This is a genomic window from Pseudomonas brassicacearum (genome assembly GCF_000585995.1).
Classification (GTDB): domain Bacteria; phylum Pseudomonadota; class Gammaproteobacteria; order Pseudomonadales; family Pseudomonadaceae; genus Aquipseudomonas; species Aquipseudomonas brassicacearum_A.
The window spans coordinates 4280107-4305610 of the sequence record NZ_CP007410.1 but is presented as its reverse complement, the minus strand read 5'-3'; the positions used below and the strand labels follow the sequence as shown (position 1 = coordinate 4305610).

At 60.1% G+C, this 25504-nt stretch carries 22 protein-coding genes and 1 pseudogene; 9 read left to right on the top strand and 14 right to left on the bottom strand.

What is annotated here, in order from left to right:
• Entirely contained in the window at window positions 1-855 is an 855-nt protein-coding gene (locus CD58_RS31935) for a methyl-accepting chemotaxis protein (protein WP_371925671.1), read from the top strand.
• A 210-nt stretch (window positions 856-1065) separates the two neighbouring features.
• Here the strand turns inward: CD58_RS31935 and CD58_RS18175 are convergent, their stop codons facing one another.
• From CD58_RS18175 to CD58_RS18155, 5 genes are all read right to left on the bottom strand, one after another.
• The gene (locus CD58_RS18175) at window positions 1066-3216 is read right to left on the bottom strand and encodes a TonB-dependent receptor (protein WP_025214422.1); all 2151 of its coding nucleotides are present in this window, start codon (window positions 3214-3216) and stop codon (window positions 1066-1068) included.
• Between the two features lie 71 nt (window positions 3217-3287).
• Complete coding sequence (locus tag CD58_RS18170; RefSeq protein ID WP_025214421.1) at window positions 3288-3677, bottom strand: DUF2946 family protein; 390 nt, start codon at window positions 3675-3677, stop codon at window positions 3288-3290.
• Between the two features lie 61 nt (window positions 3678-3738).
• Window positions 3739-4314 carry a c-type cytochrome gene (locus tag CD58_RS18165; RefSeq protein WP_025214420.1) on the bottom strand — a complete coding sequence of 192 codons (576 nt, stop codon included), beginning with the start codon at window positions 4312-4314 and terminating at the stop codon, window positions 3739-3741.
• Entirely contained in the window at window positions 4301-5608 is a 1308-nt protein-coding gene (gene soxC, locus CD58_RS18160) for a sulfite dehydrogenase (RefSeq protein WP_223528798.1), read from the bottom strand. Before soxC ends, CD58_RS18165 begins: the two co-directional genes overlap by 14 nt.
• 185 nt (window positions 5609-5793) lie before the next feature.
• Window positions 5794-6411 carry a TetR/AcrR family transcriptional regulator gene (locus CD58_RS18155; protein WP_025214418.1) on the bottom strand — a complete coding sequence of 206 codons (618 nt, stop codon included), beginning with the start codon at window positions 6409-6411 and terminating at the stop codon, window positions 5794-5796.
• 255 nt (window positions 6412-6666) lie between these two features.
• On the opposite strand from CD58_RS18155, the gene CD58_RS18150 reads away from it, so the two are divergent.
• The 5 genes from CD58_RS18150 to CD58_RS18130 all read left to right on the top strand — a co-directional run bounded on the left by CD58_RS18150 (window position 6667) and on the right by CD58_RS18130 (window position 11340).
• Entirely contained in the window at window positions 6667-7497 is an 831-nt protein-coding gene (locus CD58_RS18150) for a DMT family transporter (RefSeq protein WP_038436689.1), read from the top strand.
• A 104-nt stretch (window positions 7498-7601) separates the two neighbouring features.
• The gene (locus CD58_RS18145; RefSeq protein ID WP_025214416.1) at window positions 7602-8402 is read left to right on the top strand and encodes a helix-turn-helix domain-containing protein; all 801 of its coding nucleotides are present in this window, start codon (window positions 7602-7604) and stop codon (window positions 8400-8402) included.
• Between the two features lie 57 nt (window positions 8403-8459).
• Window positions 8460-9884: an NAD(P)/FAD-dependent oxidoreductase gene (locus tag CD58_RS18140; protein ID WP_025214415.1), complete on the top strand. Its 1425-nt coding sequence runs from the start codon at window positions 8460-8462 to the stop codon at window positions 9882-9884.
• Window positions 9881-10222, top strand: a complete 342-nt coding sequence (locus CD58_RS18135; protein WP_025214414.1) for a cupin domain-containing protein — start codon at window positions 9881-9883, stop codon at window positions 10220-10222. The genes CD58_RS18140 and CD58_RS18135 overlap by 4 nt, the downstream gene beginning before the upstream one ends.
• Before the next feature lie 44 nt (window positions 10223-10266).
• The gene (locus tag CD58_RS18130; protein WP_123487401.1) at window positions 10267-11340 is read left to right on the top strand and encodes a polyamine ABC transporter substrate-binding protein; all 1074 of its coding nucleotides are present in this window, start codon (window positions 10267-10269) and stop codon (window positions 11338-11340) included.
• A gap of 462 nt (window positions 11341-11802) precedes the next feature.
• Here the strand turns inward: CD58_RS18130 and CD58_RS18125 are convergent, their stop codons facing one another.
• The 7 genes from CD58_RS18125 to CD58_RS18095 all read right to left on the bottom strand — a co-directional run bounded on the left by CD58_RS18125 (window position 11803) and on the right by CD58_RS18095 (window position 20847).
• The gene (locus tag CD58_RS18125) at window positions 11803-13164 is read right to left on the bottom strand and encodes an MFS transporter (protein WP_025214412.1); all 1362 of its coding nucleotides are present in this window, start codon (window positions 13162-13164) and stop codon (window positions 11803-11805) included.
• Window positions 13165-13213: 49 nt separating this feature from the next.
• Window positions 13214-14443 carry an OprD family porin gene (locus CD58_RS18120; RefSeq protein WP_025214411.1) on the bottom strand — a complete coding sequence of 410 codons (1230 nt, stop codon included), beginning with the start codon at window positions 14441-14443 and terminating at the stop codon, window positions 13214-13216.
• A 114-nt stretch (window positions 14444-14557) separates the two neighbouring features.
• Window positions 14558-15922 carry an MFS transporter gene (locus CD58_RS18115; RefSeq protein WP_025214410.1) on the bottom strand — a complete coding sequence of 455 codons (1365 nt, stop codon included), beginning with the start codon at window positions 15920-15922 and terminating at the stop codon, window positions 14558-14560.
• An 82-nt stretch (window positions 15923-16004) separates the two neighbouring features.
• Window positions 16005-17342: an FAD-dependent oxidoreductase gene (locus CD58_RS18110; protein WP_327205550.1), complete on the bottom strand. Its 1338-nt coding sequence runs from the start codon at window positions 17340-17342 to the stop codon at window positions 16005-16007.
• Window positions 17343-17375: 33 nt separating this feature from the next.
• Entirely contained in the window at window positions 17376-17858 is a 483-nt protein-coding gene (locus tag CD58_RS18105; RefSeq protein ID WP_025214409.1) for an aconitase X swivel domain-containing protein, read from the bottom strand.
• Window positions 17855-19138 carry an aconitase X gene (locus CD58_RS18100; RefSeq protein WP_025214408.1) on the bottom strand — a complete coding sequence of 428 codons (1284 nt, stop codon included), beginning with the start codon at window positions 19136-19138 and terminating at the stop codon, window positions 17855-17857. The genes CD58_RS18105 and CD58_RS18100 overlap by 4 nt, the downstream gene beginning before the upstream one ends.
• A complete protein-coding gene (locus CD58_RS18095) occupies window positions 19135-20847 on the bottom strand; it encodes a dihydroxy-acid dehydratase (protein WP_200868887.1) in 1713 nt (570 codons plus the stop codon). Before CD58_RS18095 ends, CD58_RS18100 begins: the two co-directional genes overlap by 4 nt.
• 123 nt (window positions 20848-20970) lie before the next feature.
• Here CD58_RS18095 and CD58_RS18090 point away from each other — a divergent pair, with 123 nt between their 5' ends.
• The 3 genes from CD58_RS18090 to CD58_RS18080 all read left to right on the top strand — a co-directional run bounded on the left by CD58_RS18090 (window position 20971) and on the right by CD58_RS18080 (window position 23229).
• Window positions 20971-21903, top strand: coding sequence for a LysR family transcriptional regulator (locus CD58_RS18090; protein WP_025214406.1), 933 nt, complete (start codon window positions 20971-20973; stop codon window positions 21901-21903).
• Window positions 21904-22313: 410 nt separating this feature from the next.
• Complete coding sequence (locus CD58_RS18085) at window positions 22314-22706, top strand: hypothetical protein (protein ID WP_025214405.1); 393 nt, start codon at window positions 22314-22316, stop codon at window positions 22704-22706.
• Complete coding sequence (locus CD58_RS18080; protein ID WP_223528795.1) at window positions 22699-23229, top strand: RES family NAD+ phosphorylase; 531 nt, start codon at window positions 22699-22701, stop codon at window positions 23227-23229. The genes CD58_RS18085 and CD58_RS18080 overlap by 8 nt, the downstream gene beginning before the upstream one ends.
• Before the next feature lie 818 nt (window positions 23230-24047).
• On the opposite strand, the pseudogene CD58_RS30610 reads toward CD58_RS18080, so the two are convergent.
• A pseudogene (locus tag CD58_RS30610) lies at window positions 24048-24170 on the bottom strand (2-oxo-hepta-3-ene-1,7-dioic acid hydratase); the annotation flags it as partial.
• 12 nt (window positions 24171-24182) lie between these two features.
• Complete coding sequence (locus CD58_RS18070; protein WP_025214403.1) at window positions 24183-25487, bottom strand: MFS transporter; 1305 nt, start codon at window positions 25485-25487, stop codon at window positions 24183-24185.
• Window positions 25488-25504: the final 17 nt, after the last annotated feature.

Below are 25504 nucleotides of genomic sequence, written 5' to 3'. Positions count from 1 at the left end.
ATGATCGCTCAGTTGGTGAAGCGTATTGGCAATGCGTCGTCCGATCTGCAAGTCGCTGCCGCTGACACCAACGAAGTCGCCAATAACATGAACCTGGCTGCCGGCCGCCAACGTGAGGCGGTGGAATTGGTAAGCACCGCTTTCAATGAAATGCTCGCCACTGCCAATGAGGTCGCACGTTCCTGCAGTGCCGCGGCGTCGAGTGCTGACGAAGGCTACCGCGACGTGCACGATGGCCAGAAGCAAATCAGCGAAGCCACCGGCAGCGTGCTCAAGCTCAGTGAGGAGCTGCAGGTATCGACCCAGACCATGCAGCTGCTCGAGCAAGACAGCAATAACATCAATGCGATTCTCGACACCATTCGCTCGATTGCCGAGCAGACCAACTTGCTGGCGCTCAACGCCGCCATCGAAGCCGCCCGTGCGGGTGATCAAGGGCGTGGCTTTGCAGTGGTCGCGGATGAAGTTCGCGCCCTGGCTCGTCGCACCTCCGACTCTACCGGCGAAATAGACAGCCTACTGGGTAACCTCGCTCGCCGCACCCAGGAAGTCACCCAGCAGATGCAAGGCAGCCTGCAAGCGTCCCAGGCTAGCGTGCAGCGGATCCAGCGGGCCCGCGACAGCTTCGACAAGATCCGCGCTTCAGTGGACTCGATTCGCGACCAGAACACCCAGATCGCCACGGCGGCAGAGGAGCAGCATCAAGTGGCGGAGGAGATCAATCGGCACATCGCACAGATCCACGCCGATGCGCAGATGGTAGAGGAGTTCGCGCATTCAGCCCATGCCGGATCGGGGCGAATGACGGCCATTTCTGGCCAACTTCAAGGATTGGTCGGGCGCTTCAAGTTTTAGTCCGTACGAACAATGGACGCTCAATTGCCGATTAGAGGGTAAGCCCCATGAGCGTTGAGCCCAGAGAAAAAACAGTGAAAGCCGCCGTCCCTGGCGGTCCCGTCCAGCGGGCCATTCAAACAGGCTGATCAACGCGGGAAGGACTGCGCTCCGAATCATGATTAGACCTGTCAGGTCGCCAGACCGTGTGCTGCATTCCGTTCGGGGTCGTCAGTACTTCCACTGCACAGCGATTTCCAGACTGCGCGGCTCGCCCACGTAATACTGGGTGTTGCTCTGGTGGATGAAACGGGCATAGACCTCGTCGGTCAGGTTGCGCAGGCGCGCGCTGACCTGTACGTGTTTGTCCAGATCGTGGGTCATGGACAAACCATAGACAGTGTACGAGGGCACCCAGGTCGTATTGGCGGTGTTGGCGTAGACCGACGACACATAGCGCACGTCAGCCCCGAGCTGCCAGTCAGGAGCCACGTCATAGGTCAGCCAGAGATTGGCTACGCGGTCGGGAATATTCACCGGATTCTTGCCTTTGCGCGAGAACACAACACCGGCGATGGTTTCATTGAACTCGTCGTACTCAGCCCTTACCCAACTGAAGTTACCGGCCGCCAATAGCTTGGGCGTGATCTTGAATGACGCGGCCAGCTCTATGCCGGTGGAGGTTTGTTGACCCGCTTGTTCGGTGGTGTTGGGCACCGTCGAGGAGGGGACGGAGATGTTCTTGCGCACGATGCGGTAGGCCGCGGCGGTGGCCGAGCCGCGACCGTCAAGAAAATCGAACTTGCTGCCCACCTCGAATTGGCGACCGGTGCTCAAGTCGAAGTCGCCCACCTGGGCAATGGAGGCGCTGGTAAGCGTCCCTCCCGGCGGCTCGGCCGACGTACTATATTGGGTATAAAGGCTGACATTCGACGTCAGGTCGTACACCAGGCCCAGGCGTCCCGTGATTGCATCCCAACGCTTGTCGAGCCTGGCCTGCGCCGCATGATCGACCACCTCGAAATCGATATGGTCATAGCGCAGCGCAGTGATCAGTGCCAGTTGCTCGGTCAGGCGCGTGCGGTTCTCGACGAACGCCGAAGAAGTATCAGTCCAAGTGCTGCGACCTTTACTGCGCGGTGCATCCATCCCCGGAATGTCCAGGAAGTGGCCCGGCTCGAAGCCATCTGGATCGATGGTGTCGAAGGCGCCTTTGGACAACGGGTAGTTGGTTTGCTGGTTGGTGTTGTAATCCACGCCCAGCGCCCAATCGCTGGCCAGGCCGAACAGTTGAGCCTGGTGAGTCAGCTCGATGCGGTCACCGTTGACCTCCTGGTCGTGCCGCTGGCGGTAACCGCCGGAGCGGGCGATGGCGCTGTTGTCGCTGTTGTAGCGGTAGACCTCAAGGTTGCGGTAATCGCGCTGGCCATCGTAGTGGTAGAAGGTATTGCGCAATTGGGTGTTGTCGTCCAGCTGGTAGTCGGTGATCGAGCGTATCCAGCGGGTGCTCTGCTCGTAGCGACCGTCCTCGACGTTGTAGTTGTTGAAGCGGTTGCGCTTGTCGATCTGCAGCTTGCCGGTCAGCGGTTGCAGCACCGGCGTGCCCCAGTAGGGACTGTCTTCCTTCTCCTCCAGGTACTCGATCGCCAGCGTATGGGAGAGTCGGTCGTTGATGTCGCTGAGCAGCGAGAAGGCCAGGTTGCCCGCACCGTTCTCCTGGCGGTCGATGTAGCCGTTGCTGTTGGTGCGGCTGTAGTCGAGGCGCGCGTAGTGGCGTGGGCCATCGCCACTGTTGAGCGCTTTATTGAAGCCGACCGCGGTTTCCCAGGTGTCGTAGCGACCGTAGCTCATCCGGCCTTCGAAGGTATCTTCGTCGCGGTTGGCAAGCTTGGTGATCACGTTCAGGCTGCCACCCACGGCACCGCTGCCGTTGAGGAACGAGGAGGGGCCGCCGAGCAATTCCACCCGGTCATAAATCCAGGCGGCGACCGGACGTGCTGCGCCGCCGTATTGCAGATTGATGCCGTTGAACAACTGGCTGATCTGGGCACCGTTGAAACCACGGTACGACACATAGCCACCCCAGCCGGGCGGCGCGGAAGCGTTCACCCCAGGCAGGGCGTTCGCCGCGTCCTGAAAGTTGCGTGCCCCGATGCGTTCCATTGTCTTGCGATCGGCCACGCTCACAGAGGCGGGATTTTCCCGAGCACTGAGGTTCAGGCGCGAGCCGCTTTCGATGGGGGTGTCCAGGTCCAGGCTGGTGGCCGGTTTCGGCTGGTCGGCCGAGGCGTTGATGTAGCTGGTGGGTAAGTTCAGTGTCGTGTCTTGCGCCCACGCGCAGGTGCTGCCCGCGAGCAGCGCTAAAGTAGTCAAGCGAAACATGAAAAGCTTCCTGGCTTAATTCGATGAGCACACACCGACCGCGCGTCATGCAGCGGCAAGTGGTGATGATGTCAAGGCGAGGGAAGCAGGGCGGGGGAGGCGCGAGGATTGATCAAGGGCCATCGCTGCCTGGGTAGGCAACGGGTCGGTTGTGCGGGCAAGGGCTTGGTTGGCTCGCCGGCAAGCAGGGCGAGCAGCCCGAAAAACGCCGCCAGCAGGATCGCACCGAACAGGCTCGCAATGACGCAATCAGCGACGACGGGCAGCGAAGGGGCGGGCACATCCTGCAGGCCCTCGAATATTGCCCCGCCGTCAGTAGAGCAAAACAGTCCGCCGTCCAAACCGCTCAATCGCAAGCCGGCCATTTGTCCATGGCCCATCGCGCACAGCAACGAACCGAACAGGATGCTGAAGTACAGCACCCAGGCAATCATCGATTTTTCGCGGCTGGCCAGCTTCATCAGCAAAGCTCGTTGAGAAGGAACGGTTTATCGGCGAGCGGATTTTACATTTTTTGATCCGTCAGTGAGCTTTTAAACAGTTCGACATACAGGCAACCGCCTTGCTGTCCGGTCTGTCGTCGGTATAAAAACCGTCTCGATTCGGCATCTTTACATCCGCCAAGGTCGATGCATCCACGGTCGCGTTGGCGTCCAGCAGCTTGTTCATGTGCAGGATGTAGCCGGTCACCGCATAGACTTGTTCGTTGGACAATGACTGTGGCGCCTGGAAGGGCATGGCTCTGCGGATGTAGTCGAAAAGCGTCGTTGCATAGGGCCAATAGCTGCCGACTGTCTTGAGCGGTTTTTCAGTCGTCAGCGTTCCAGCGCCCCCCGCCAACGCGGGGCCGATGCCACCTTCGAGCTTCACGCCATGGCAGCTGACGCAGCTGCTCATGTAGACCTTTTCCCCATCAGCCACCGTTGCGCGCCCTGGAGGCAAGGCCTTGCCGTCGGGCGCCACGTCGATGTTCCAACTGGCGATCTGCGCTTCGGTAGCCTTGGTGCCCAAACCGTATTGGGATTGTGCCGAGGCATGAGTCAGCGCACAGGCGCACAGCAAACCGATGAGAAACGATCCACCTTTAAGCCCGTCCATTGGTCACCTCCCCATTGCTGGAAACACGCCACGGTTGCACCGAATTGTTGTGGTAGAAAGAGACCTTGCCACGTTCATCAATCAACTGTTCCAGCATCGGCTGAACATAGCCGGTCTCGTCGATGGCGCGGCTCATGATCATCAATTCCTGGCCGTTCCATTCGAAAGGCGCCCTGAAGACAGTCAGCGCCTTGGTCAGAATGGGTTCTTGTAATTTGGCTTGCGTCCAGTTATTGCCGCCATCGACGGAAACGTCAACGCGGGTGATTTTGCCGTGGCCGCTCCAGGCGATGCCACGCATCTCATGCAGGCCCTTGCGTGTCAGTTTCTGGGTGCCGGAAGGGTAGGTCACCAGCGATTTGCACTCCATGACGAAGGAAAACTTCCGAGCTTTGCCGTCCGCCATCAAGTCGGTGTATTTGGCGGTTTCTTCCCGGCTGTAGGCGGGCGCATCGGTGACATGAAGTCGGCGTAGCCATTTGATGTGGGTATTGCCCTCGTAGCCGGGGACAAACAGGCGCAGCGGGTAGCCCTGTTCCGGCCTTAGACGCTCGCCGTTCTGGCTGTAGACAACCATCACATCGTCCAGGCATTTCTCGATGGGAATGCTGCGTGTCATTGCCGCGCCGTCCGCCCCTTCGGCGATGATCCACTTGGCTTGCGGCTTGAGCCCTGCTTCATCCAGCAGGGTCTTCAGGGGAACGCCCGTCCATTCAGCGCAACTCACCAGGCCACTGACTTCGGCGGCGGTTTTGCCCCAGGGAGGTAGAAACGATGGATTGCCCGAACACTCCATGAAGTGCACGCGTGACACGGCGGGGAACTGGCGTATCTCGTCCACGGTAAAGATCAAGGCGTTTTCGGTGAGGCCGTGGATCACCAGCCGGTGTTGCGCCGGATCGATTTGCGGGACGCCCGCGTGATGGCGCTCATAGAACAGGCCGTTCGGGGTAATGATGCCGTCCAACTCTTGAAGTGGCGAGGTGCTGTAGGCGGACATCGTGTCCTTCAGGCCGGGATATAAATTCCTGACCGCTTTGGTTTCGAACGTTGAAGGTTTGCCATAAGGGCTTGCAGTGGGAGCGCCAAGGCTACGGGTCCATTGCGGGACTTCAAGGGGCAGGTTCGGATCAAGAGGGGCGACGTTGGTCGTCTCTGCGCTGACCAGGTCGCTATCGCCCAGAGCAAAGGCAGCAGTACCGATAACGGCCCCGCTTTTAATCAAGAAATCCCTGCGAGCCAAAGATGTTTGAGGCATGTCTTGCTTGGCGGGGACCATGGATTTTTTTGTCATTGTTGTTCCCTCTGATTCCTTTGTCGGGCTGGACCCAACGGCGATTCTACAGACCGATCGGTCGGTCTGTAGGTAAGCCTAGAACGAAAAACGCGCGTGGTCCAGTCGCAAGGACGACCATCGGTGATGGCACGTGAATGAGGGGAGCGAGGAAAGCGGCGCACTTGAAGCGCCGCTGATAACAGTCAAGCCGGGCGCGGCTCAACCTTCAGTCCGGGCAGGAGGGTGTCGCAAAAGAACGTCGCGATGGATTCCGGAGAGCGCGGGCCACCGGGCTTGATCCACAAGTAGCTGTAGTGGTGGATACCAAGAATAGCCTTCACGGCTAACGAGTCAGATGTGCGGAAGGTCCCCTCGCTCACGCCAGCCTTGAGGATATTCGACCAGAGCTTTTCATACTGCCGGTGCAGGTCGAGCAATTCAGTCTGGCGCTCGCCAATGACCGAATACACTTCTCGAAAACACACCGTCATTTCGGCCAGGTGGGTGACAATCGTGCGCATCACGATGGCCGAGAATTGGCGAAATTTATCTTCTGCAGGCTGGTCGCTCTCGCACAGGGGCGTACCTTCTGCGATGAGCACTCGCAAATACCGGCTGGTGATTTCGAACAGCAACTCTTCCTTGCTGCCGATGTGGTAATACAGCGCGCCTCGAGCCAGGCCAGTGGCTTTTTCCAACTCAGCCATGCCGGTTGCGTGAAACCCGCGCGTCGAGAACAGCTGCGCAGCGATCTTCAGTATCCGCTCCTTAGTGCTTGTTTCAGCAGGTTCGGCAGCGACGACGGCGTTCTTTTTTCCCATGGGTCAATTCCAACCGGTTGAGCGCCAATCATACCCATGCGTGCGCGGTGAAGGATACAAACGGGCGAAGCTCATCCCATGGTTGCAGGAAGATAGTTGTATTGACCGATCGGTACAGAGGCGTTTAACGTGTTTTTAAGGGCGCGGTGGCGTCAAGAGTTCTGAGAGCCTGCCTAGGCATTGGGATCGACCATGACAATAAGCAACCCCGTAACGAAGGCGTCCAGCTCGTCAGCTTCGGCAAGATTGATCGCGATGATCTGTTTCGCCATGCTCGCCTTTGCCGCGAACTCGCTGCTGTGCCGCCTGGCGCTTAAGCACACCAACATCGATGCCGCGAGTTTCAGCGTGGTCCGGCTGGCCAGCGGGGCATCGGTTTTATGGCTGTTGTGTGCCTTGAGGCGGACCTCAACCATAGGCAAAGGCAGTTGGCAGGGCGCCGCAGCCTTGTTCGTTTACGTCTTTGCTTTTTCTTTCGCGTACCGTCATTTGGAGACCGGGACGGGGGCGCTGCTGTTGTTTGGCGCGGTTCAACTGAGCATGGTTCTGTACGGCGTGTTCAAAGGCGAGCGGATGCACACGTTGGCAGTCGTTGGGTTTGTGCTGGCGATTGTTGGCTTGGTTAGCCTGCTGCTTCCAGGTGCCGCAGCACCTGACCCCGTTAGCGCACTCACGATGCTGTTATCGGGGGTGGCATGGGGGATCTACTCACTGCTTGGCAAAACTGTCGCCGATCCGCTGGCCACCACAACCGACAACTTCTTGCGCTCGATTCCCCTGGTCTTGATGGCAAGCTTGCCGTTTCTCTCTGCGCTGCGTTGGGATCCGCAGGGGATACTTTATGCGGTTCTTTCCGGCGCGCTGGCGTCAGGCGTCGGCTACGCGGTCTGGTACGTCGCGGTGCGTCATTTGGCAGCGTTTCAAGCCGCGACGGTGCAGCTGAGCGTGCCCATCCTGGCTTCGCTGGCGGGCATCGTTTTTCTGGGGGAAAGCCTGAGCGTAAGGATGGTGTTGGCATCCATTGCTGTACTGGGCGGCGTTGCGTTGGTGCTGGGTGGCAAGCATGGCAGAGCCACAGGCAGCTAGAGGCTCCGCTCGCTCAATCATGTGCGCCTGGGCGTGCCTGAGTTTGTTCGCTCAACCACTCAAGGACTAGACTGGTGCCGCCCAGTCATAAGGCCCGTCAACCCATGCTCCTCGTCCCGTCAGATACCGCCGAACAGACGAAGCTCACCCTCGAGGTGGTGCTGCGCTATCACATGGCCTGGAAGCACCGCGACCTGGAGGCGATACTCGCGCTCTATCACCCGCATGTGCAGTACAACGATTTTTTCCAGAATCGCAGCATGGGCCTGACCGAGCTGCGCGCCTACATCACTGGCACATTGCCGCGCCATCCCGATGAATATCTTGAGCACAATGACCGCATCCGCGCTGACGGCTGCACGGCATTCATCCAGTACCAGACCGCTCTGAAGGGCAGTGGCGAGCGGGTGGTCTTTCGCACCAGCGAAGCGATCATCGTATGTGAGGGTCAGATCCTGCGTGTCAACGAATACGCGTCACTCGTGCGCGACGGCGAGCCGCACGCCGGGCGTCGCGCCCCCGCCATCAGTAAGCTAGGGCTATCGGCGCGCCAGTTGAGCTTCATGGCGCGAGACTTGGCTGATTACTTTACCCGCCAGCAGCCATTCCTGGACCCTGACCTGGATCTTGCACGGATCGCCAGCGCCACCGGGTACAGCCGTAATCAGTTGTCTTACTTATTGAATCAAGTGCTCGGGCAAAGCTTCTATCGCTACGTGACTCAGGCTCGCTTGGCCTACCTCCTTGAACGCCTCGCCAGTTACGACGAAAACGCACCCATCGATGCCCTCGCAGTGGCTGCCGGATTCAATTCCACCTCTGCGTTCTACAAGGCTTTCCGCTGCCATACCGGCTGCACACCAAAAGCCTGGTTGAAGGCCAATTGCGCGCGTACCCGCAGATAACACAGGCCCCTTCGCTGCGCATTAAGCTCTGTCGGCAATCAAACGATGGAGCAGGTAATGGCTGGTTGGGGTGGTGTGAGTTTGTGGATGGAGCAAGTCGACGAGGCGCTGACGCCGCGTCCGACGTTGCATCAGGATCTGCGAGCCGATGTGGTGATCATCGGTGCCGGCTACAGCGGCCTTTGGACGGCCTATTACCTCAAGCAGCAAGCACCGCACCTGGATATCGTCATAGTTGAAGCACAGATTGCCGGTTTCGGCGCCTCCGGCCGCAATGGCGGCTGGTTGATGGGGAATCTGCTCGGCGAAGACCGACTCCTGGGGCCCTTGCCCGCCGCCCAACGTCATGCAGGATATCAACTGCTGCACGGAATCCCCGATGAAGTGGCGCGGGTGTGCCACGTCGAAAGCATCGATTGCGAACTGCGTAAAGGTGGCGTGCTGTACTGCGCGGCGCGGTATCCCGAGCAAGAACGGCGCCTGCGCGAACAACTCGCTGCCGCCCGTGCCCAAGGCCTGGGTGAGGACGATTATCGCTGGTTGAGCGCTCAGGCCTTGTGCGAACAATTGAATGTGGCCCAGGCGTACGGCGCCCTGTATTCACCTCACTGCGCGACCCTTCAACCTGCCCGGTTGGTACGGGGGCTAGCCGATGTCGTGGAACGCATGGGTGTGCGGATTTTCGAGCAAAGCGCTGTGCTCGACTGGACGGCAGGCCAAGTTCGAACCGAGCACGGTCGGGTGAGCGCCGATTGGGTGGTGCCGGCAGTCGAGGGATATGCCAGTGCCTTGCCCCCGTTAAACAAATATCAACTGGCCGCCCAGAGCCTGATCGTTGCAACTGAGCCGCTCCCGGCCGATGTGTGGGCCGAAATTGGACTTAGCCGTGGCCAGGCTTTCAGCGAAAACAGCCGACAGGTCACCTACGGTCAGCGCAGCCGCGATGACCGCTTGGTATTTGGTGCCCGCGGTGGCTATCGCTTTGGAGGTCGCCTGCGCAGTGACTTCAACCTCAGTCAGGCCGAACGTGAGTTGCGTCAGTACTTGTTTAGCGAACTATTCCCGATTTTGCGCAATGTTCGTCTGACTCATGCCTGGGGCGGCAACTTGGGCGTCGCGCGGCGCTTTCACCCGCACATGCTGGCCGACCGCCGCCAGAAAATTGCACTCGCCGGTGGCTATGGCGGCGAAGGCGTAGGCGCCAGCAACCTGGGTGGTCGCACCGTGGCCGCGCTGATTCTTGGTCAGGACAACGAACTGACCCGCCAGCCTTGGGTGTGGTCCGACCGTCCGCTGGCCTCGTTGCCGCGCTGGGAGCCAGAGCCCCTGCGCTGGCTGGGTTACAACGCCATTATCCAGAGCTTTGTTCACGAGGATCGGATACTGGCCAACCTCCATGTACCGCGCTGGCGTCGCCGGATGGCCGAGGGCCTGGCGGGTTGCATGGAACGTCTGATGAAGTCCAAGGAGCCGTTCCCATGAAGATCGATCATTTTCGCGACACCCCACGCTTGTCTCTCGTGGAATCGGGCGCTGTCGGTATACCGCTGGGTGAGCCGGTTTCACAGGTTGCCACGACAAGCGTTGAGCGCGATGACGGCGTCGAAGCCGGGGTGTGGGAATGCACCCCCGGCCGCTGGCGGCGCCAGATCGTGCAACAGGAGTTCTGCCATTTCATCCAGGGGCGCTGCACCTTCACCCCGGATGGCGGTGAGATCCTTCATATCCAGGCCGGCGACGCATTGATGTTGCCTGCGAACACCACGGGAGTCTGGGATATACAAGAAACCGTTCGCAAAAGCTACGTGCTGATTTTCTGAACTGCCTTCACCCATAACGTAAAGAACAAAGGTTGAGGTCTCGTATGTTGAAGTCGATCGTTCCGCTACTGTTGATCGCGTCCACCGCTCAGGCGGCAGACACCGTCAGGATCTACAACTGGAGCAGTTACATTGCCCCAGATACCCTGCAAAACTTTACCAGCCATACCGGGCACCCGACTCAGTATGATGTGTACGACAGCAACGAGGTCCTCGACGCCAAACTGATGGCCGGCCGTTCCGGGTATGACGTGGTGTTTCCCTCCAACCACTTCATGGCCCGGCAGATCAAGGCCGGTGCGCTGAAACCGCTGGACCGCAGCAAACTGCCGAACTGGCAGAGCCTCAACCCGACGCTGATGAAGGTTCTGGAGGCCAACGATCCGGGCAACCGATACGGTTTTCCCTACCTATGGGGCAGCACCGGCATCGGCTACAACGTGGCCAAGGTCAAGGCAGTCCTGGGCGATGTACCGATAGACTCATGGGACATCGTGTTCAAGCCGGAGAACATGAAAAAACTCGCCCGATGCGGCGTAGCCATGCTCGACAACGGCCCCGAGATCCTTCCCATCGCCTTGAACTACCTGGGGCTTGCGCATCACAGCAAGGACAAGGCCGACTACGAGAAGGCCCAGGCCCTGCTACTCAAAGTGCGGCCCTATGTGAATTACTTCCACAACTCCAAGTACACAAGCGATCTTGCAACGGGTGACGTATGCCTGGTCGTGGGGTTTTCTGGCGACGTGATGCAGGCAGCCGCCAGAGCCAATGAGGCCGGCAATGGCCAGCAGATTGCTTACGCCATCCCCAAGGAAGGCTCACCGATGTGGTTCGACATGGTCGCCATGCCCGCCGATGCTCCGAATGAAGCGGCCGGTTACGCGTTTCTGAACTACCTGCTGGACCCCCACGTCATGGCTGACATCAGCAACCACGTGCACTATGCCAACGGCAACGCTGCCGCTGAGGGCATGGTCGACAAGGCCATTCTCAACGACCCAATGGTGTACCCGCCTGAAAGCGTGATGAAGAAACTCTTCGTGCTGGAAGCGATGCCGCTGGAGACCGACCGGCTGCGCACGCGTGTTTGGAGTCGGGTTAAAAACGGACAATAAAAGCCAATCGCCGGTGATGCGGACAACCCGGATCATCGGCGACATAGCCCGTGCCTCATGTCGATTTCAACTGTAAATAGGACTAGCGTTATGCGAACCTCAAAGCGCTTCGATTAAATGGGTTGCAGCGACCATCGCCTACCTCAATGCTTCTGCCAGTGGAGTTCGCCGCAAGGCCAAAATCGGGCTACGCGCGGCCATGGCAACGATCAAAGGTGTTTGTCATACAGCCTGGGCCTCCAACATCTTCAGAGCGAGCAAAGCCGGCGTCGAAGATATCTTCGCGCAAATCTCTTAATCGCTCAGGCAGCGAGACCTCAAATAGCCGTATTTACACCTCTGGCTCTTCCTCTCAGCAACGCGCTAAAACGGCGCTGAATCGTTGAGGGAGAAACTCCGTCAGACGTAAAGCAAAGACGAGTGACTTGAAGTGCTTTCTTTGTACCTTGCTGAGTTGTACTTCTAGGTTGTGCAGGAGCTTGCCTCGGCTTTCATGGACGAGCGCCTATCGATGCGCGCCACGGTGTAGGCGCACACGGCAAGCACCGCCGGACACAGAGCCAATACCGCGAAGCTCTTCACGACAGGCATGCCGCTGTTGAGCACATGAGCACCGAGCAGCGGCCCGCATACCGAGCCAAACTTGCCCATGGAGGCTGCCCATCCGGCGCCGTTGCCGCGAATGGCACTGGGGTAGAAAATCCCGGCGATGCTGGTGATGCCGTAGTGACTGCCCTTGACGAAAATGGCGCCGACCATGCTCAGCGCAATGAAGGCGTTACCCTGCAGGTCGCCAATGCCCAGCGCCAGCAGGAAGGGTAATGAGAGCAGGGGGTAGATCATCACCGCATAGGGCCCCCGGGTGTCGACCACTCGCATCAGCACCAGCCCGGCCATGGCGCCGCTGAAGGACGCGAAGGAGCTTACCCAGGACGCAGTAGCCCGGTCGAAGCCCGCATACTGATACACCAGAGGGCTCCATGACGCGAGGAAATACATGGCCATGGAGCTTGCGCCAAAGCCGATCCAGATCATGGGCGTGATCCATTTCAGTTTGCCGATGAACAGTTGCCCGACCCGAAATGGCTGGCGGCCAATGTCGATTTCATCGGCGAGAAAATAGCGGTCCCCGGCGCGCACATCGATGCCGGGATCCAGGAGCTTGAGGATGCCCACCACGGTTTGCGGTTGTTTCTGTTTGCTCACCAGGAACCGTACCGACTCCGGCAGGGTGAAAAACAACAGGACGCTGGAGAGCAGCGTGGCGATGCCGCCCAGCACGAACACACTGGCCCAGCCGTACTGCGGGGCGAGCCATACGGTCAGTGGACCGGCTGCCGCGCCCCCCAGGCTGAAGCCGACCATGATGATAGTGATCACGCTGGCACGGTAGCGCTTGGGCACGAATTCGATATTCAGTGCCCAGCACAGCGGCAGCATGGCACCCAAGGCAAAACCGTTGAGGAAACGCAGTACCAGCAGCGAGGCGTAGCTGTCGGCAAAGGTGAACAGCAGCGTCAGCACACCAAAGGCGCTGGTGGACAGAATGATGGTCGGACGGCGGCCGATCCGGTCGCCGAGATAACCGAAAAAGAACCCGCCCAGCATCATGCCGAACAATCCGATGGAAAAAATGTTGCCCAGTTGCAGTTTGTCCAGGCCGATTTCCTCGGCCATATAGGCGGCGGTATGGGACAGCATCAACAAGTCGAAACCATCGAGGAAGGTTATCAACACCGACACGCAGATGATCAGATAGTTGAAGCCCGACAGCTTGCGCCCCTCGATCAGGGCGGCGACATCAATGGCGCGTGACGACGTCATAAGTGTTCTCCCGGTAAGACGTATGCGAGCGGGTTCCGGTGGGCGGGGCTCACCACAGTTTCCAGGTGTAAGCCACGATCAGGCGGTTCTCATCGAGTCGCTGGGTCAGGCCATTCCCGGAGCGGAAGGTGAGGTTACGCCAACGCACGTTCAGGCCTTCCAAGGCACCGCTTTGGAAGACGTAAGCCAGGTCGGTGTCACGCTCCCACTCACTGCCGTCGCTGACCGTGCGCGTATGGATATCGCTGCCTTTCACGTAACGGGTCATGAACGTCAGGCCGGGCACGCCGAGCGCAGCGAAGTCATATTCGTAGCGCAACTGCCAGGACTTTTCGTTGGCTTTGGTGAACGAGTTGTAGGTGACCAGGTTCGCCACATAGGGCGTACCGGTATCGATGACTGGAAACACGCTCTCGCCCGACAGGCGCTGGAACGCCGCAGAGAAGCGCTGGGCCCCGACGGTCAGGGTGAACATGCCGTTGAAGTTGCGGTTATCGATCCTCCCGGCTTTTCCAACACCGACATCGTCGCTGTCGACGTAGCGCAGGTCGGAGCGCAGGCTCACGCCTTCCCCCAAGGGCAATACATGGATCAGGCCGGCGAACTGCTGACGGTAGATGTCTTGCAGCTCACCGTAGTGGTAACGCAGGGTCAACTGCTTGCCGACGGTGTAATCGCCGCCGAGCAGGTCCAAGTGATCGCTGCTTTGGCCGGCATAACTGACGTCGTCGTTGCTGGATGAGTCGCGGCCATTGGCTTTGGTCAGTCTGGCTGCGGTGACGGTCAAGTTGTCGAGCTCGCCGGACGTCAGGTAGGCACCGGTGAAGGTGGAGGGCAGCAGTCGGGTATCGCTGTAATACGCCAGCGGATGAATCGGCATCAGCGTGCCGACCTTGAGCTGGGTCTTGGACAGGCGCATTTTTGCGGTCAGCCCCAGTTCGCTGTAGTCGTCCACCGGTTGATGGCTGTCGGGGCCATAAGGCAATAGCCCACTGCCACGACGGCCCGCGCCGGAGTCGAGCTTGATACCCAGTTCACCCAGGGCATCGAGGCCGAAGCCCACCGTGCCGTCGGTGTAGCCGGATTGAAATTCGGCGATAAAGCCTTGGGTCCATTCCTCGGCCTTGGCCTGAGGCGCGTCGCTCTGGCGGAAGTCGCGATTCAAGTAAAAGTTGCGCGTCGTCAGGGTCGCGCTGCTGTCTTTGATGAAGTCCGCATGGGCGCAGGTGACTGGGCCACAGAGCGTCAGGGCGGTGGCAAGGAGAAGGTTCCTGTTCATTTTTATTGGTCTCAGGATCAGTAGGATTATTCAGGACGAGTTTTGCCTGACCGCGTCGATAGCGACGCGACACGGGGTGCCTGGGTCAGGCGCTGTAAGCCGGCAGGAAGGTGCTCAGGTTTGAGACGGGGCGGGCAACGGGTCTGCCGCAGGAGGGCGGCGAGTCAGGTGGCCGATGACGAAGGCGCAGGCCGCCAGCATGGCCGGGCAGATCGCCAGGACCAGGAAACTCTTGACCACCGGAAGGCCGCTGTTGAGTACATAGGCGCCGAGCAATGGGCCGAGGATCGAGCCGATCTTGGCGATGGAGGTGGCCCAGCCGGCGCCATTGGCGCGAATGGCACTGGGGTAGAACACCCCGGCGATGCTGAGGATTCCATAGTGAGAGCCTTTGACGAACACGCCGCCGACCAGGCTCAACATCAGGAACGCGGTGCCTTGCATGCCGGTGATGCCCAGTACCAGCAGGAAAGGCAAGGCCAGCAACGGATAGATCATCACCATGTACGGCCCACGGGTATCGACGAAACGCATCATCGCCAGGCCCGCCATCGCACCGCTGAACGATGCGAGCGAGCTGACCCACGACGCTGTCGCGCGATCAAATCCGGCGTATTGGTAGACCAGCGGGCTCCAGGAAGCGAGGAAATACATGGCCATGGAGCTGGCGGAGTAGCCCAGCCAGATCATGGGCGTGATCCATTTCAAGCGACCGATGAACAGCTGGCTGACCCGAAATGCCTGGCGACCGATGTCCGGCTCGTCCAACAGGACGAATTGGTCAGTGCTGCGTACGTCCAGGTTCGGGTCCATGCGCTTGAGAATCGCAGCGATTTTCTCCGGAGCCTTACGCTTGCTGGCCAGGAAACGCACCGATTCGGGCAGGGTGAACAACAACAGCACCCAGGCGAACAGCGTGACCACGCCGCCGAACACGAACACGCCCTGCCAACCGATATGCGGCGCCAGCCACACCGTCAGCGGGCCGGCCATCGCGCTGCCGAGGCTGAACCCGACCATGATGATGGTCACCACCGTGGAGCGGTAACGCTTGGGGACGAACTCGATGTTCAAGGCCCAGCACAACGGCAACATGGCGCCCAGGGCGAAGCCGTTGAAAAAACGCAGGACCATCAGCGATGCGTAGCTGTCGGCCATGACAAACAGCAACGTCAACAGGCCGAACGAGCAAGTAGAGAACAGAATGGTGGGACGCCGTCCGATGCGATCACCCAGGTAGCCGAAGAAGAACCCGCCCAGCATCATGCCCAGCAGGCCGATGGAGAAAATTTCGCCCAGTTGGATCTTGTCCAGACCGACCTCATCGGCGATGTAGGAGGCGGTATGGGAAAGCACCAGCAAGTCGAAGCCATCGAGGAAGGTGATCAATACCGAAACCAGAATCACCACGTAGTTGAACCGTGACAGTTTGCGCGCCTCTATAAGCGCCGCGACATCCAGGGTACGGGACTGTGACATGTGCGTTCTCCACTGTATTTCTTATTGTTGTCGGAGTGGCGCCCCCCGTTCACGCGGTGGGCGCATCGAACTGCTTGAAAACCTATTCCAGATTGAAGGCCAGCCGTTCGCGCAAGACTTGCGCGGGTATATCACTCAGGCGGCCGTCCGGGCCAGCCAGATCCAGCGCGTGGGCGGCGGCGGCCCCCATGGCGATACACGGTCCCATCACGCGCACACTCGACAGCGCGGCCGCGTCGGCGTCGATGCAGCGGCCCGCGACCACCAGATTATCGCTGCCTTCGGGGAGCATGCTGCGCAGCGGCACACTGTGGACATGATCGTCGCCAAAGGGCTCCCACTGATAACCGGTGCTGTTGCCGTGCAATTCCACCGGCCAGGACGTGCGCGCCACCGCATCCGGGAACATCGTCGCGGCTCGTACTTCATCGGCGGTCAGGTGATGTTGGCCGACGATCCAGCGGGTCTGGCGAATGCCTGGCAGTGCATACGCCCGTACCCTGGCCTTGCCGTAGGCCTGGGGGTACTCCGCTTTGAGAAAGTTGATCACCTGGTCCACCTGTTGGCGCCCGGCGATGGCGACGTGAGACGCGGCGATCGGATCCAGGGGCGTTTCGATGTGCGTCATGTTGAACGCCGCCGTGCCGCGTCCAGGGAACTGGAAGAACAAGCCGTCGTCGCGCTCGATGCCGTAGTGCCTGGCTTTTTCCTTGACCCGTTCGGTGAATTGCGCGCGAGTCGGCAGGTGCGCTTCATTGATATGCTCGAGGACGAACATCTGGGTGCCATAGATGGGCGTATCCGGCTCGCGACAGGCGAGCCCGGCGTTCCAGACCAGTGCCGCATCGCCACTGGCATCGATAAAGCCATTGGCCGCCACGCGGACGTCGCCATAACGGGTGGCCAACTCCACTTCCTGGACCCGCGTGCCTTCGCGCACCACGTCACGCAACACCGCACCGAGCACCACGGTGATGCCAGCGTCGAGCACCTTTTGCCCCATCCAGCGACCGAGGGCCACCTCGTCATAGTAAACCACGGTGGTCAAGGGGCCGATGGATTGGTGCAAATCGCCCGAGGCGCCCAGGTCGCGAAGGATGCCGTCGGCGATGCCATGGGTCAGCAACTGGCGGTTCGGACCGTTGGAGAACAATCCGCAAAAAGTCCCGATGATCGAACCGACCGCCTGGCCGCCGAGCATGGGCAGGGCATCGAACAGCACGACCCGCTTGCCGAGCGCGGCGGCCTCCAGGGCGGCGGAAATACCGGAAATACCCGCGCCGGCAATGCACACGTCAGCCTGCAGGTGTTGAGGGGTGGGGGCGCTGGTACGGCGTACCGTGCGAATGACATGAGCCATAAAACTTCCTTTGAGGTGTAAAAAAGGCAGCCGAGCCCGAACCCGTTGGCCGGTGGCCACGGGGAGCGGTTGTGTTCAGCAGGTATCTTCGGGTTATGACGGCGCCGGCGTTCGTTGCGGACCGTTGGGCTGTTGCGGTATGGGCGGGTCACTGCGCGATAGGCGCGGGGTCACTTCGACGATCCCGGCGTCGGCATCGACGCGCACCCAGTCCCCGGTACGGATCCGCTCCAGCGGGTCCTCGGTAAAACCGGTCATGGCGGGTGCGTGTACGACCACCGCGCCCAGGCCCATTTTTGCGGTCATTTCATTGAACAGCATGGCGCCAGGGGCCACGCCGGCGAGACGCGCGATATGGAACTGCGAGGACCAGCCGGACGAGCCCTTGGCGCCCGGAAACACCAGGACCTTGCCAGCAAAACTGATGCCCTTGAGTTCGTGGCGGGTCTCAATGATCGTGCCGCTGCGTGGGTCGATGCCGCCCCAGCCAGAGATGCGGTCACGGGTCACCAAGGCTTCACCTTCGAAGCAGCCGCCAACGACCTTGCGGCCTCGCAGCGTAAAGGTCGCGCTCATTTCAGTACTCCTTTCCAACGACCGTCGATGGCCGCCTGGATGCATTCGGCGGTGGTGCCGAACCACGCCTGGATACCCATGATCGCCGGCAGGTAATGGGCCTGTTTGGCCGAGTCCACGGCCGCCACCCGCGTGCCCTTGGGCAGCACCTTGCCGATTGCCGAGCAGGTATCGGTCATCACATGACCACCGGCCTGCTCAATGATGCGGGTGTAGCCGGCCACGTCAGCCAGTTGCTTGATCGACGCCGCGGTAAATATCCAGAGCTCGGTGTTTGCATTCAGGCGCTGGCCTTCCAGCAGTTGGCAGATTTCCCAGATTTGTTCGAGGCTGTAATGCGGGCAGCCCAGCATGACGAAATCGACTTGCGCATCGTGCCCCGTGACGTTGACTTGCTCGTAGGCCCAGCGTCGTTCGGCTTCACCAAAGCGCAAGGTGGCTGAAGGCCGGGTAGCGCCGAACGCTTGCTCGCGGGTGGGTGCTTCAGGCGTGACCCCGACCAGGTGATACATCTCCACGCCACCGCTGGAAGCTGCCGCCGCGCCGAAGTGCTTGAGGCGAGCCAGGTTGGGCTGGTGGCTCACACCCTCGATGACCGGGATGCAATCCTGCACCTGTTCACCGACCCAGTAGCCGAGCAGTCCCCAGTCGGCGGTGGTGTTCACGTCTATATCCAACTGGATCAGGTGGGTGCCGCGACGGTTCTCGTCCAAGTGCAGGCCCCAATAGGGGATCTTGCCGGTCAGCATCGCCGCGCCAGTGCTTTCCCGGCCCTCGGCATTGGTTCGGGCGCCGAGGACCGAGTTGATATAGATCACCGCTGAGGATTCCATCCAGGCGCAGTGCTCGCCTTTCACCGGTACGTTGCCGACTTGATAAGGCGTGCAGGTATTCAACGGCTGTACGCCCAGGCCGCTGCTGTAGGCCTGGCCGGTTTCATAAATGCGCACCACGTCTTCGCCAATGCCTTGGCGGCTGGCGTGCCTGGGGTCGATGCCTTGCTGCAGGTGACTGCTGAATACCTTGACCTTGGGGATTTGGACCACCTCGGCGCTGTCGAGGTTGAACTCGCTGAACACCGCGTCCATGCCACCCTCACGCTCGGCGTACTGACGCAGGAAAGGGGTGGTGGCACCGATGGTTCCGGCCACATTCCGGGTATCCACCAAGCACTGTGCATCCAGGGCCTCACCATAACGCACCAGCAGATCCATGGCTTTCTGCACCGCCGGGCCTTGATCGCCGGCGAGCATGGCTTTCTCGTCGTCGCGCAATCTCATTGCGGTTGCTCTCCGGCGTGGGTGATGTCGCGCGGCTTGATCAGTACCGCACCGCGTTCCATGGAGGACACGTTATGGCGGTAGATATCCAGCCAGCCGCCGCCGAACTGCGGTGCCAGAGGCTGCCAACGGGCGCGCCGCGCCTGCATGTCGATTTCGCTGATATGGGCGTCGAGGCGGTTGTGGTCCAGATCGATGGTGATGATGTCGCCGTCCTCGACCAGCGCCAACGGACCACCGACGGCCGCTTCAGGGGCGACTTCGGCCACCACCAGGCCCTTGCACACCAACCCTGAAAGGTGGCCGTCTGTCAGCATGGCCACGTGGTCGCCGAGCCCGGCGCCGTCGATGGCGAACACCACTTTCGAAGCGCCGCCGCCCATGGCCGGGCCGCCGCGCACACCGGCACCGCGCATGACCACCACGTGGCCAGGCTGTATGCGCCCATCCTGCAAGGCTTCGATGGCATCGGCGGAGCGCTCGAAACAGATCGCAGGGCCTTCGAAGCGGCGCATCTTGTTCGGGTCGATGCCGTATTTGACGATGCCCGCCTGGGGCGCGATGTTACCGCTCAGCATCACGATGGCGGGCTGGGTGGCGAAGGGGTTGTCCAACGGGCGGATCACCGCGTCATCACTGACGGTCACCCCTTGCAGGTTTTGCTTGAGGGTTTTTCCGGTGACCGTCAGCACGTCTCCATGCAACAGCGGTTCCAGGCGCTTGAGCTGCCCACGCCCACCGCCCGCGGCCTCCATTTGCTCGATGCTGTGTTCTCCCACCGGCCGTACACCGACCAGCACCGGCACCTTGTTTCCCAGGTCCCTGAAGAGTTGGTAGACGTCGACCTCAACGCCGCCTTCGGCGGCCACCGCCTGCATATGTTTGATGGTGTTGACGGAGCCGCCCGCGGCGAGAATGGTCGCGACGGCGTTGGCGAAGGCATGGGGGGTCAGGATATCCCGGGGTTTGAGGTCTTCCTCGATCATTTCCACAATACGTTGGCCGGCCTGGCGCACGAAGTCGAACATCTGCGGGCTGTTGGCGGCAATTGGCGTGCTGCCAGGCAGGGCCATGCCCAGGGCTTCGCACACCAGGTGCATCGAGTTGGCGGTGCCCATCCCCGAGCAGACCCCGGGGCCCTTGATGGCATTGCGGGCCATGCCGGCCAGCTCCTCGACCGGCAATTTGCCAGTCACCACATGCATGGAACTGATGAACACGTCTTCGATATCGACATGCTTGCCGTTGTATTCGCCGCTTGGCTGGTACCCGCACACCACCACCAGGGTCGGGATATTCAGGCGGGCGGCCGCCATCAGTTGGCCGGGTACCGTTTTATCGCAAGAGGCCAGGCAGATCATGCCGTCGAGCTGCGCTCCTTCGACCGCGACTTCGATGTCGTTGGTGATGAGGTCGCGGGCGGCGAGCATGTAGGCGCCCCCGGCACCGGCGCCGGTGATGAAGTCGCTGGGCGCGGCGGTGCGAATTTCGAAGGGCAGGGCACCGGCCTCGCGTATTGACTGCTTGAGGACCTCCGCGATGCCATCCAGGTGACTGAAGCAGATCGCCAGGTTGGACGATGAGTTCACGATAGCGATCTTGGGTTTCTCCAACTCGCTTTCGTCAATGCCCAAGGCACGCCACTGGGCGGCGCGCACAGCCCATAAATAGGAGCCATAGGGGAAATTGCTGCGCAGTTTCTTGGGCATGGTGTGCTCCGTTATTGTTATGAGGATGCCAATTCGGTTAATCGAGTTAACGATCTTGTGCCGAGTCTAGGCTTCGACCTAGAATCCGAAAACCTTATTTCACTTATAGATAAAATCCAAAATATGGATATCAAGGACGTCGATCTCAACCTGCTGAAGGTCTTCGATGCGCTGCGCAAAAAGCAAAGCGTGACCCTGGCCGGTGATCTCATGGGCCTCAGCCAGCCTGCCATGAGTTTCGCCCTAGCCAAGCTACGCACGTTGTTCGACGATCCTTTGTTCATCCGGACCTCCCGCGGCATGCAGCCTACCGCCAGGGCCCTGCAGATCGCCGAGCCGGTGCAACGCATCCTGGAGATGGTCAGCAGCGAAGTGTTGCCGTCCACGGGGTTCGTCCCCGAACACTCCGACCGACAACTGGTGCTGTGCATGTCGGACATTGGTGAAATGGTGTTCCTGCCCCGACTGATGCGCATGCTCGACAAAACCGCGCCAAATTTGCGAATTCGCACCCAGGCCTTGTCGTCGGAGCAATTGGAGGAGGGGTTGGACGCCGGGGAGGTGGACGCGGCCATCGGCTATTTCCCGCGCTTGCTCAACACCTCGATCCGGCACCGGGCGCTGTACAGTCACTCATTCGTGTGCATCGTGCGTAACGATCATCCCACTATCGGCGACAGCATAAGCGCCGAACAGTACCAGGGGGCCGTGCACGTCGCGGTCCAGGCCGAAGAGCGTGGCATGAGTGTGCTGGACCGTGAACTGGCCGCCCATGGCGTCACGCGCCGGGTGCGTTTCAGCCTGCCACGGTTCATGGGCGTGCCGTTTCTGGTGGCCGAGTCCGACATGATCGCCACCGTGCCTCTGGCGGTCGGCCGCCGTTTCGCCGAAATCACCGATGTGCGCCTGGTCCGCCTGCCTTGGGACATTTGCGGTTACGACATCCACCTGTACTGGCATACGCGGTTCCACCATGACCCGGCGAATCGTTGGTTGCGTCAGTCCTTCATTGAGCTGCTTGGCGCCTTCTATCCCAGCGAGCAGGTGATAATTTAATTTCATTAACTATCCGTCGGCACAATCCTTTGGCGTCGTACAAATCTACGAGCCACTCAGCAAAACTCACGTGTAGCATTTAAAAGATGACTCCGAGTACGCGATGTAGGGCCGAATCAGCGCTAGCGTCCGCCCTTCAAGGTCGAGACGACGCGCAGGAACTAAAGTGTGCTGCGGCCATGAACATCGAGTGCCTGCTACGACCCATACATGCAAGCGCAGTAGGGATGGTCTGAGCGTGATGCCATACGGTTGGCCATGCATAGCCCATACGAAGCGGTCCTTCGGCGTTGATGTCATGCAATCTTTCAGTGGTGTAATGGAGTGTTAGCACGCGAGGTTCTGGTGCGCTGAGAGCACCAAGCAGATCGCGTAAGCCTCCTTCGCCTCGCCTGCTCAAGGAAGCAGCAATGCTGGTTCAAGCCCGCAAAGCGGTGTTGGAAAGCGGTGATTGGCTGACCGCCGCGGACATCGGCCAGGTGGCACAATTAAGTACCCGAAACCCGAGTGCCCAGCCCAACAAATGGAAAAAGCAGGGGCAGATCTTTGCCATAAGTCACGGTGGGGTCGACTATTTCCCTGGTTATGGCTTGGATCCGGATGCAGGCTATCGGCCATTCAAGGCACTAGCCAAAGTCATTGAGGCTTTCGCTGGCCACAAGGACGGCTGGGGTATGGCGTACTGGTTCCGCTCAGATAACAGTTTTCTGGGCGGCAAAAGGCCCCAGGACTTGCTGGCACCGGCGCCTGATCGGGTGATTGCTGCCGCACTGGATGAGATCCAGAGCATTGTCCATGGCTAAGCAGCGTATCGAGTTCAGTGAGGGTAGGGCGACGCCTGCCACGGATTTGGCGGCGTCCGTCACTCCGGTGCCTGCGGCTACGCTGCACGTGACTCTCACGGTGCTTGTCAAGGGCGACGTGCTCCATCGTGTGCATCAGGATAAATATCAGTCAGATCAATTCAATCCCGGTGTACGCGGCAACGCACGCTTCAGCCCGATCCAGGATGATCAGGGCAGAGCGATTCCCACCTTGTATGGCGGCACGACAGTCGATTGCGCCTTGATGGAGACCGTTTTCCACGACGTTCCCCACACGGCTGGCTTCAAGAGTTTCGACAAAGGCAAGCTGGCTGGGCAGGTGCATTCTGCTGTTCAAATCAGCCAGCCGCTGCACCTGGTTGATCTGTCCAGCGTGGCGCTGCGTAAGTTGGGCGTCACGCGCAAGCAATTGATCGACACTGAGAAAGATCAGTACCCCGCGACACGCAAATGGGCTGAGACAATCCACCGTCAATGGTCTGATGTGCAAGGACTGTCATAGTGTCACGACAAGATGATTCGGCACGTGCGGTGGTGCTCTTTGGGTGATCGGATTCCTGACGGTGCGCTCCATCCGCAGGGGGCGTCACGAAGCTTGACCGGCGACTCGACTGTGTTCGACACGGTGCTCAATCTGGCTGACCGTATTGGGGCCGCCGTCATTGCGGGAAAAAGCTGAATCAAATGGACCGAACAGCACATGGTCGAAGCGGCGGCCATACTGACGATAGTCGGGCGCGCTAAGAAAGAAGACTTGCTGCGTTTGATAACGGACGGACTGAGCCTAGTTAGGGAGCCCTGTTCTGATGAAGGACATACAAGCTCTAATTCGGAGCTGGATCAACGGCGGGCCATGTCCGCCTCAGATCCTCTGTCCATACTCTTTATCACTGTGCTAGCAATAGCGTTTCCCTGAGCCAAATTGCGTACATCTTCGTTGGGGCGACAACCCTCAAGTGTTCGAATCCTCGAAGCTGAAGGTCCATTACCCAACGAGTTGCAGCCATGAGTATATTGCTCAACCCATCACGCGAGCATGTCCGGTAAATGTGTTGGGTTGTCACCTAATGTGCGCTCAATGGTTTGACCCCAGGCAACGATGGCCATGGCTTTGCTGCCGGTTAGTAAGGCTGCTTGGGTATTGGTTGCTTGTTCATACCGTCCTGCATTGGCGTCATCGTTTATGGACGTGGGCAAGGCGATGATTGCTGTCCGCTGCTGATGAAATAGCTGTTGAGTTGGATTTGATCCTTAAGAATCGTCGAGACATGGCTGAGGCTTAAAACCGGTAGGCAATTCATACCCATCTCCAGCATTTTTGGCATAAGCGTGTTCTATGGCGATCCCTGGATGGTCCAGAGAAAACTGACGCACCTTCTCGCCTGAACGCTCTGCGCGGTCTAGGCGCGCGGCGGCTTGCTGAATAAGCTGTTGATCGAGTATGACAAGGATCTCTTAGTGAGGGTTGACGATGGCTGCCTGGGTGCGCAGCACCAGCACGCCACCGAGTGCAATGAGCAGCGCCAGGGCGTAGAGGGCCAGGCTGGCGCTGTGGGTGGTGTCGCGCATCCAGCCGATCAGGTAGGGCGCGAAGAACGAAGCGATGCTGCCGAAAGAGCTGATCAAGGCAATGCCGGCGGCCTGGGTGTGGTTGGACAGGAACGCCGGCGGCAGTTGCCAGAACATCGGCAACGCCGCACTGGCGCCCATGCCGGCGATGATCAGGCCGCCCAGCACCAGGGTTGGATTGGCAGGGGCGAGCCCGGCGAGGGCAATGCCGCCCGCCGCCATCAGCAACGGCATGCACAGGTGCCAGCGGCGTTCGCGGTGCCGATCAGACGAGCGCCCGCAGCCGATCATGAAAAAGCACCCGGCCAGGTACGGCACCGCACTGAGCAGGCCGACCTTGCCGTCGCTGCCGACCCCGGCACCGTGGATCAGCGTCGGCATCCAGAACGCCAGGGTGTTGACCGCCAGCATCACCGCGAAATACACCGCCACCAGCAACCACACCTGCCGGTTGTGCAGAATCGCGGAAAACGAGGTGATGGATTTGCGTTGTTCTTCGCTGTGCAGTTGTTCGCGCAGTTGGAGTTTTTGCGCAGGTGTCAGCCAAGTGACGCTCTCGAAACTGTCCGGTAGGCATTTGAGCACCACCAGCCCGAGCAGGATGACCGGTGCGCCCTCGATCACGAACATCCACTGCCAGCCGCGCAGGCCGCCCAGGTCATGAAAGTGTTCGAGGATGCCGCCCGAGAGCGGCCCGCCGATCACCCCGGCCATCGGCACCGCTATCGCAAACAAGGCAGTGATTTGTGCGCGCCGACCGGCCGGGTACCAGCGGTTCAGGAATACCAGGATGCCCGGAAAGAAACCCGCCTCGGCCACGCCGAGCAAAAAGCGCAGTACATAAAAGCCGCTCGCGCTGTCGACCAGGAACATGCAGGTCGACAGCGCGCCCCACACCACCATCAGCGTGGCGATCCAGCGCCGTGGGCCGACGCGGTCCAGGGCCATGTTGCTTGGCACGCCGAACAGCGCGTAGGCGATGAAGAACAGGCCGGCTCCGAACCCGTAGACGGTGTCGCTGAAGTTGAGGTCGGCGCTCATCTGCATCTTGGCGAAGCCGATGTTGATGCGGTCTAGGTGGGCGAACAGGTAGCAGATCAGCAACAGCGGCATCAGCCGCCAGGTGATGGCGCTGTGGGTGCGGTCGCGGGCGATGGTCGCAAGAGTGTCGGCGGTGTTGGCTGTGCTCATGGTTTTATACTTTTTGT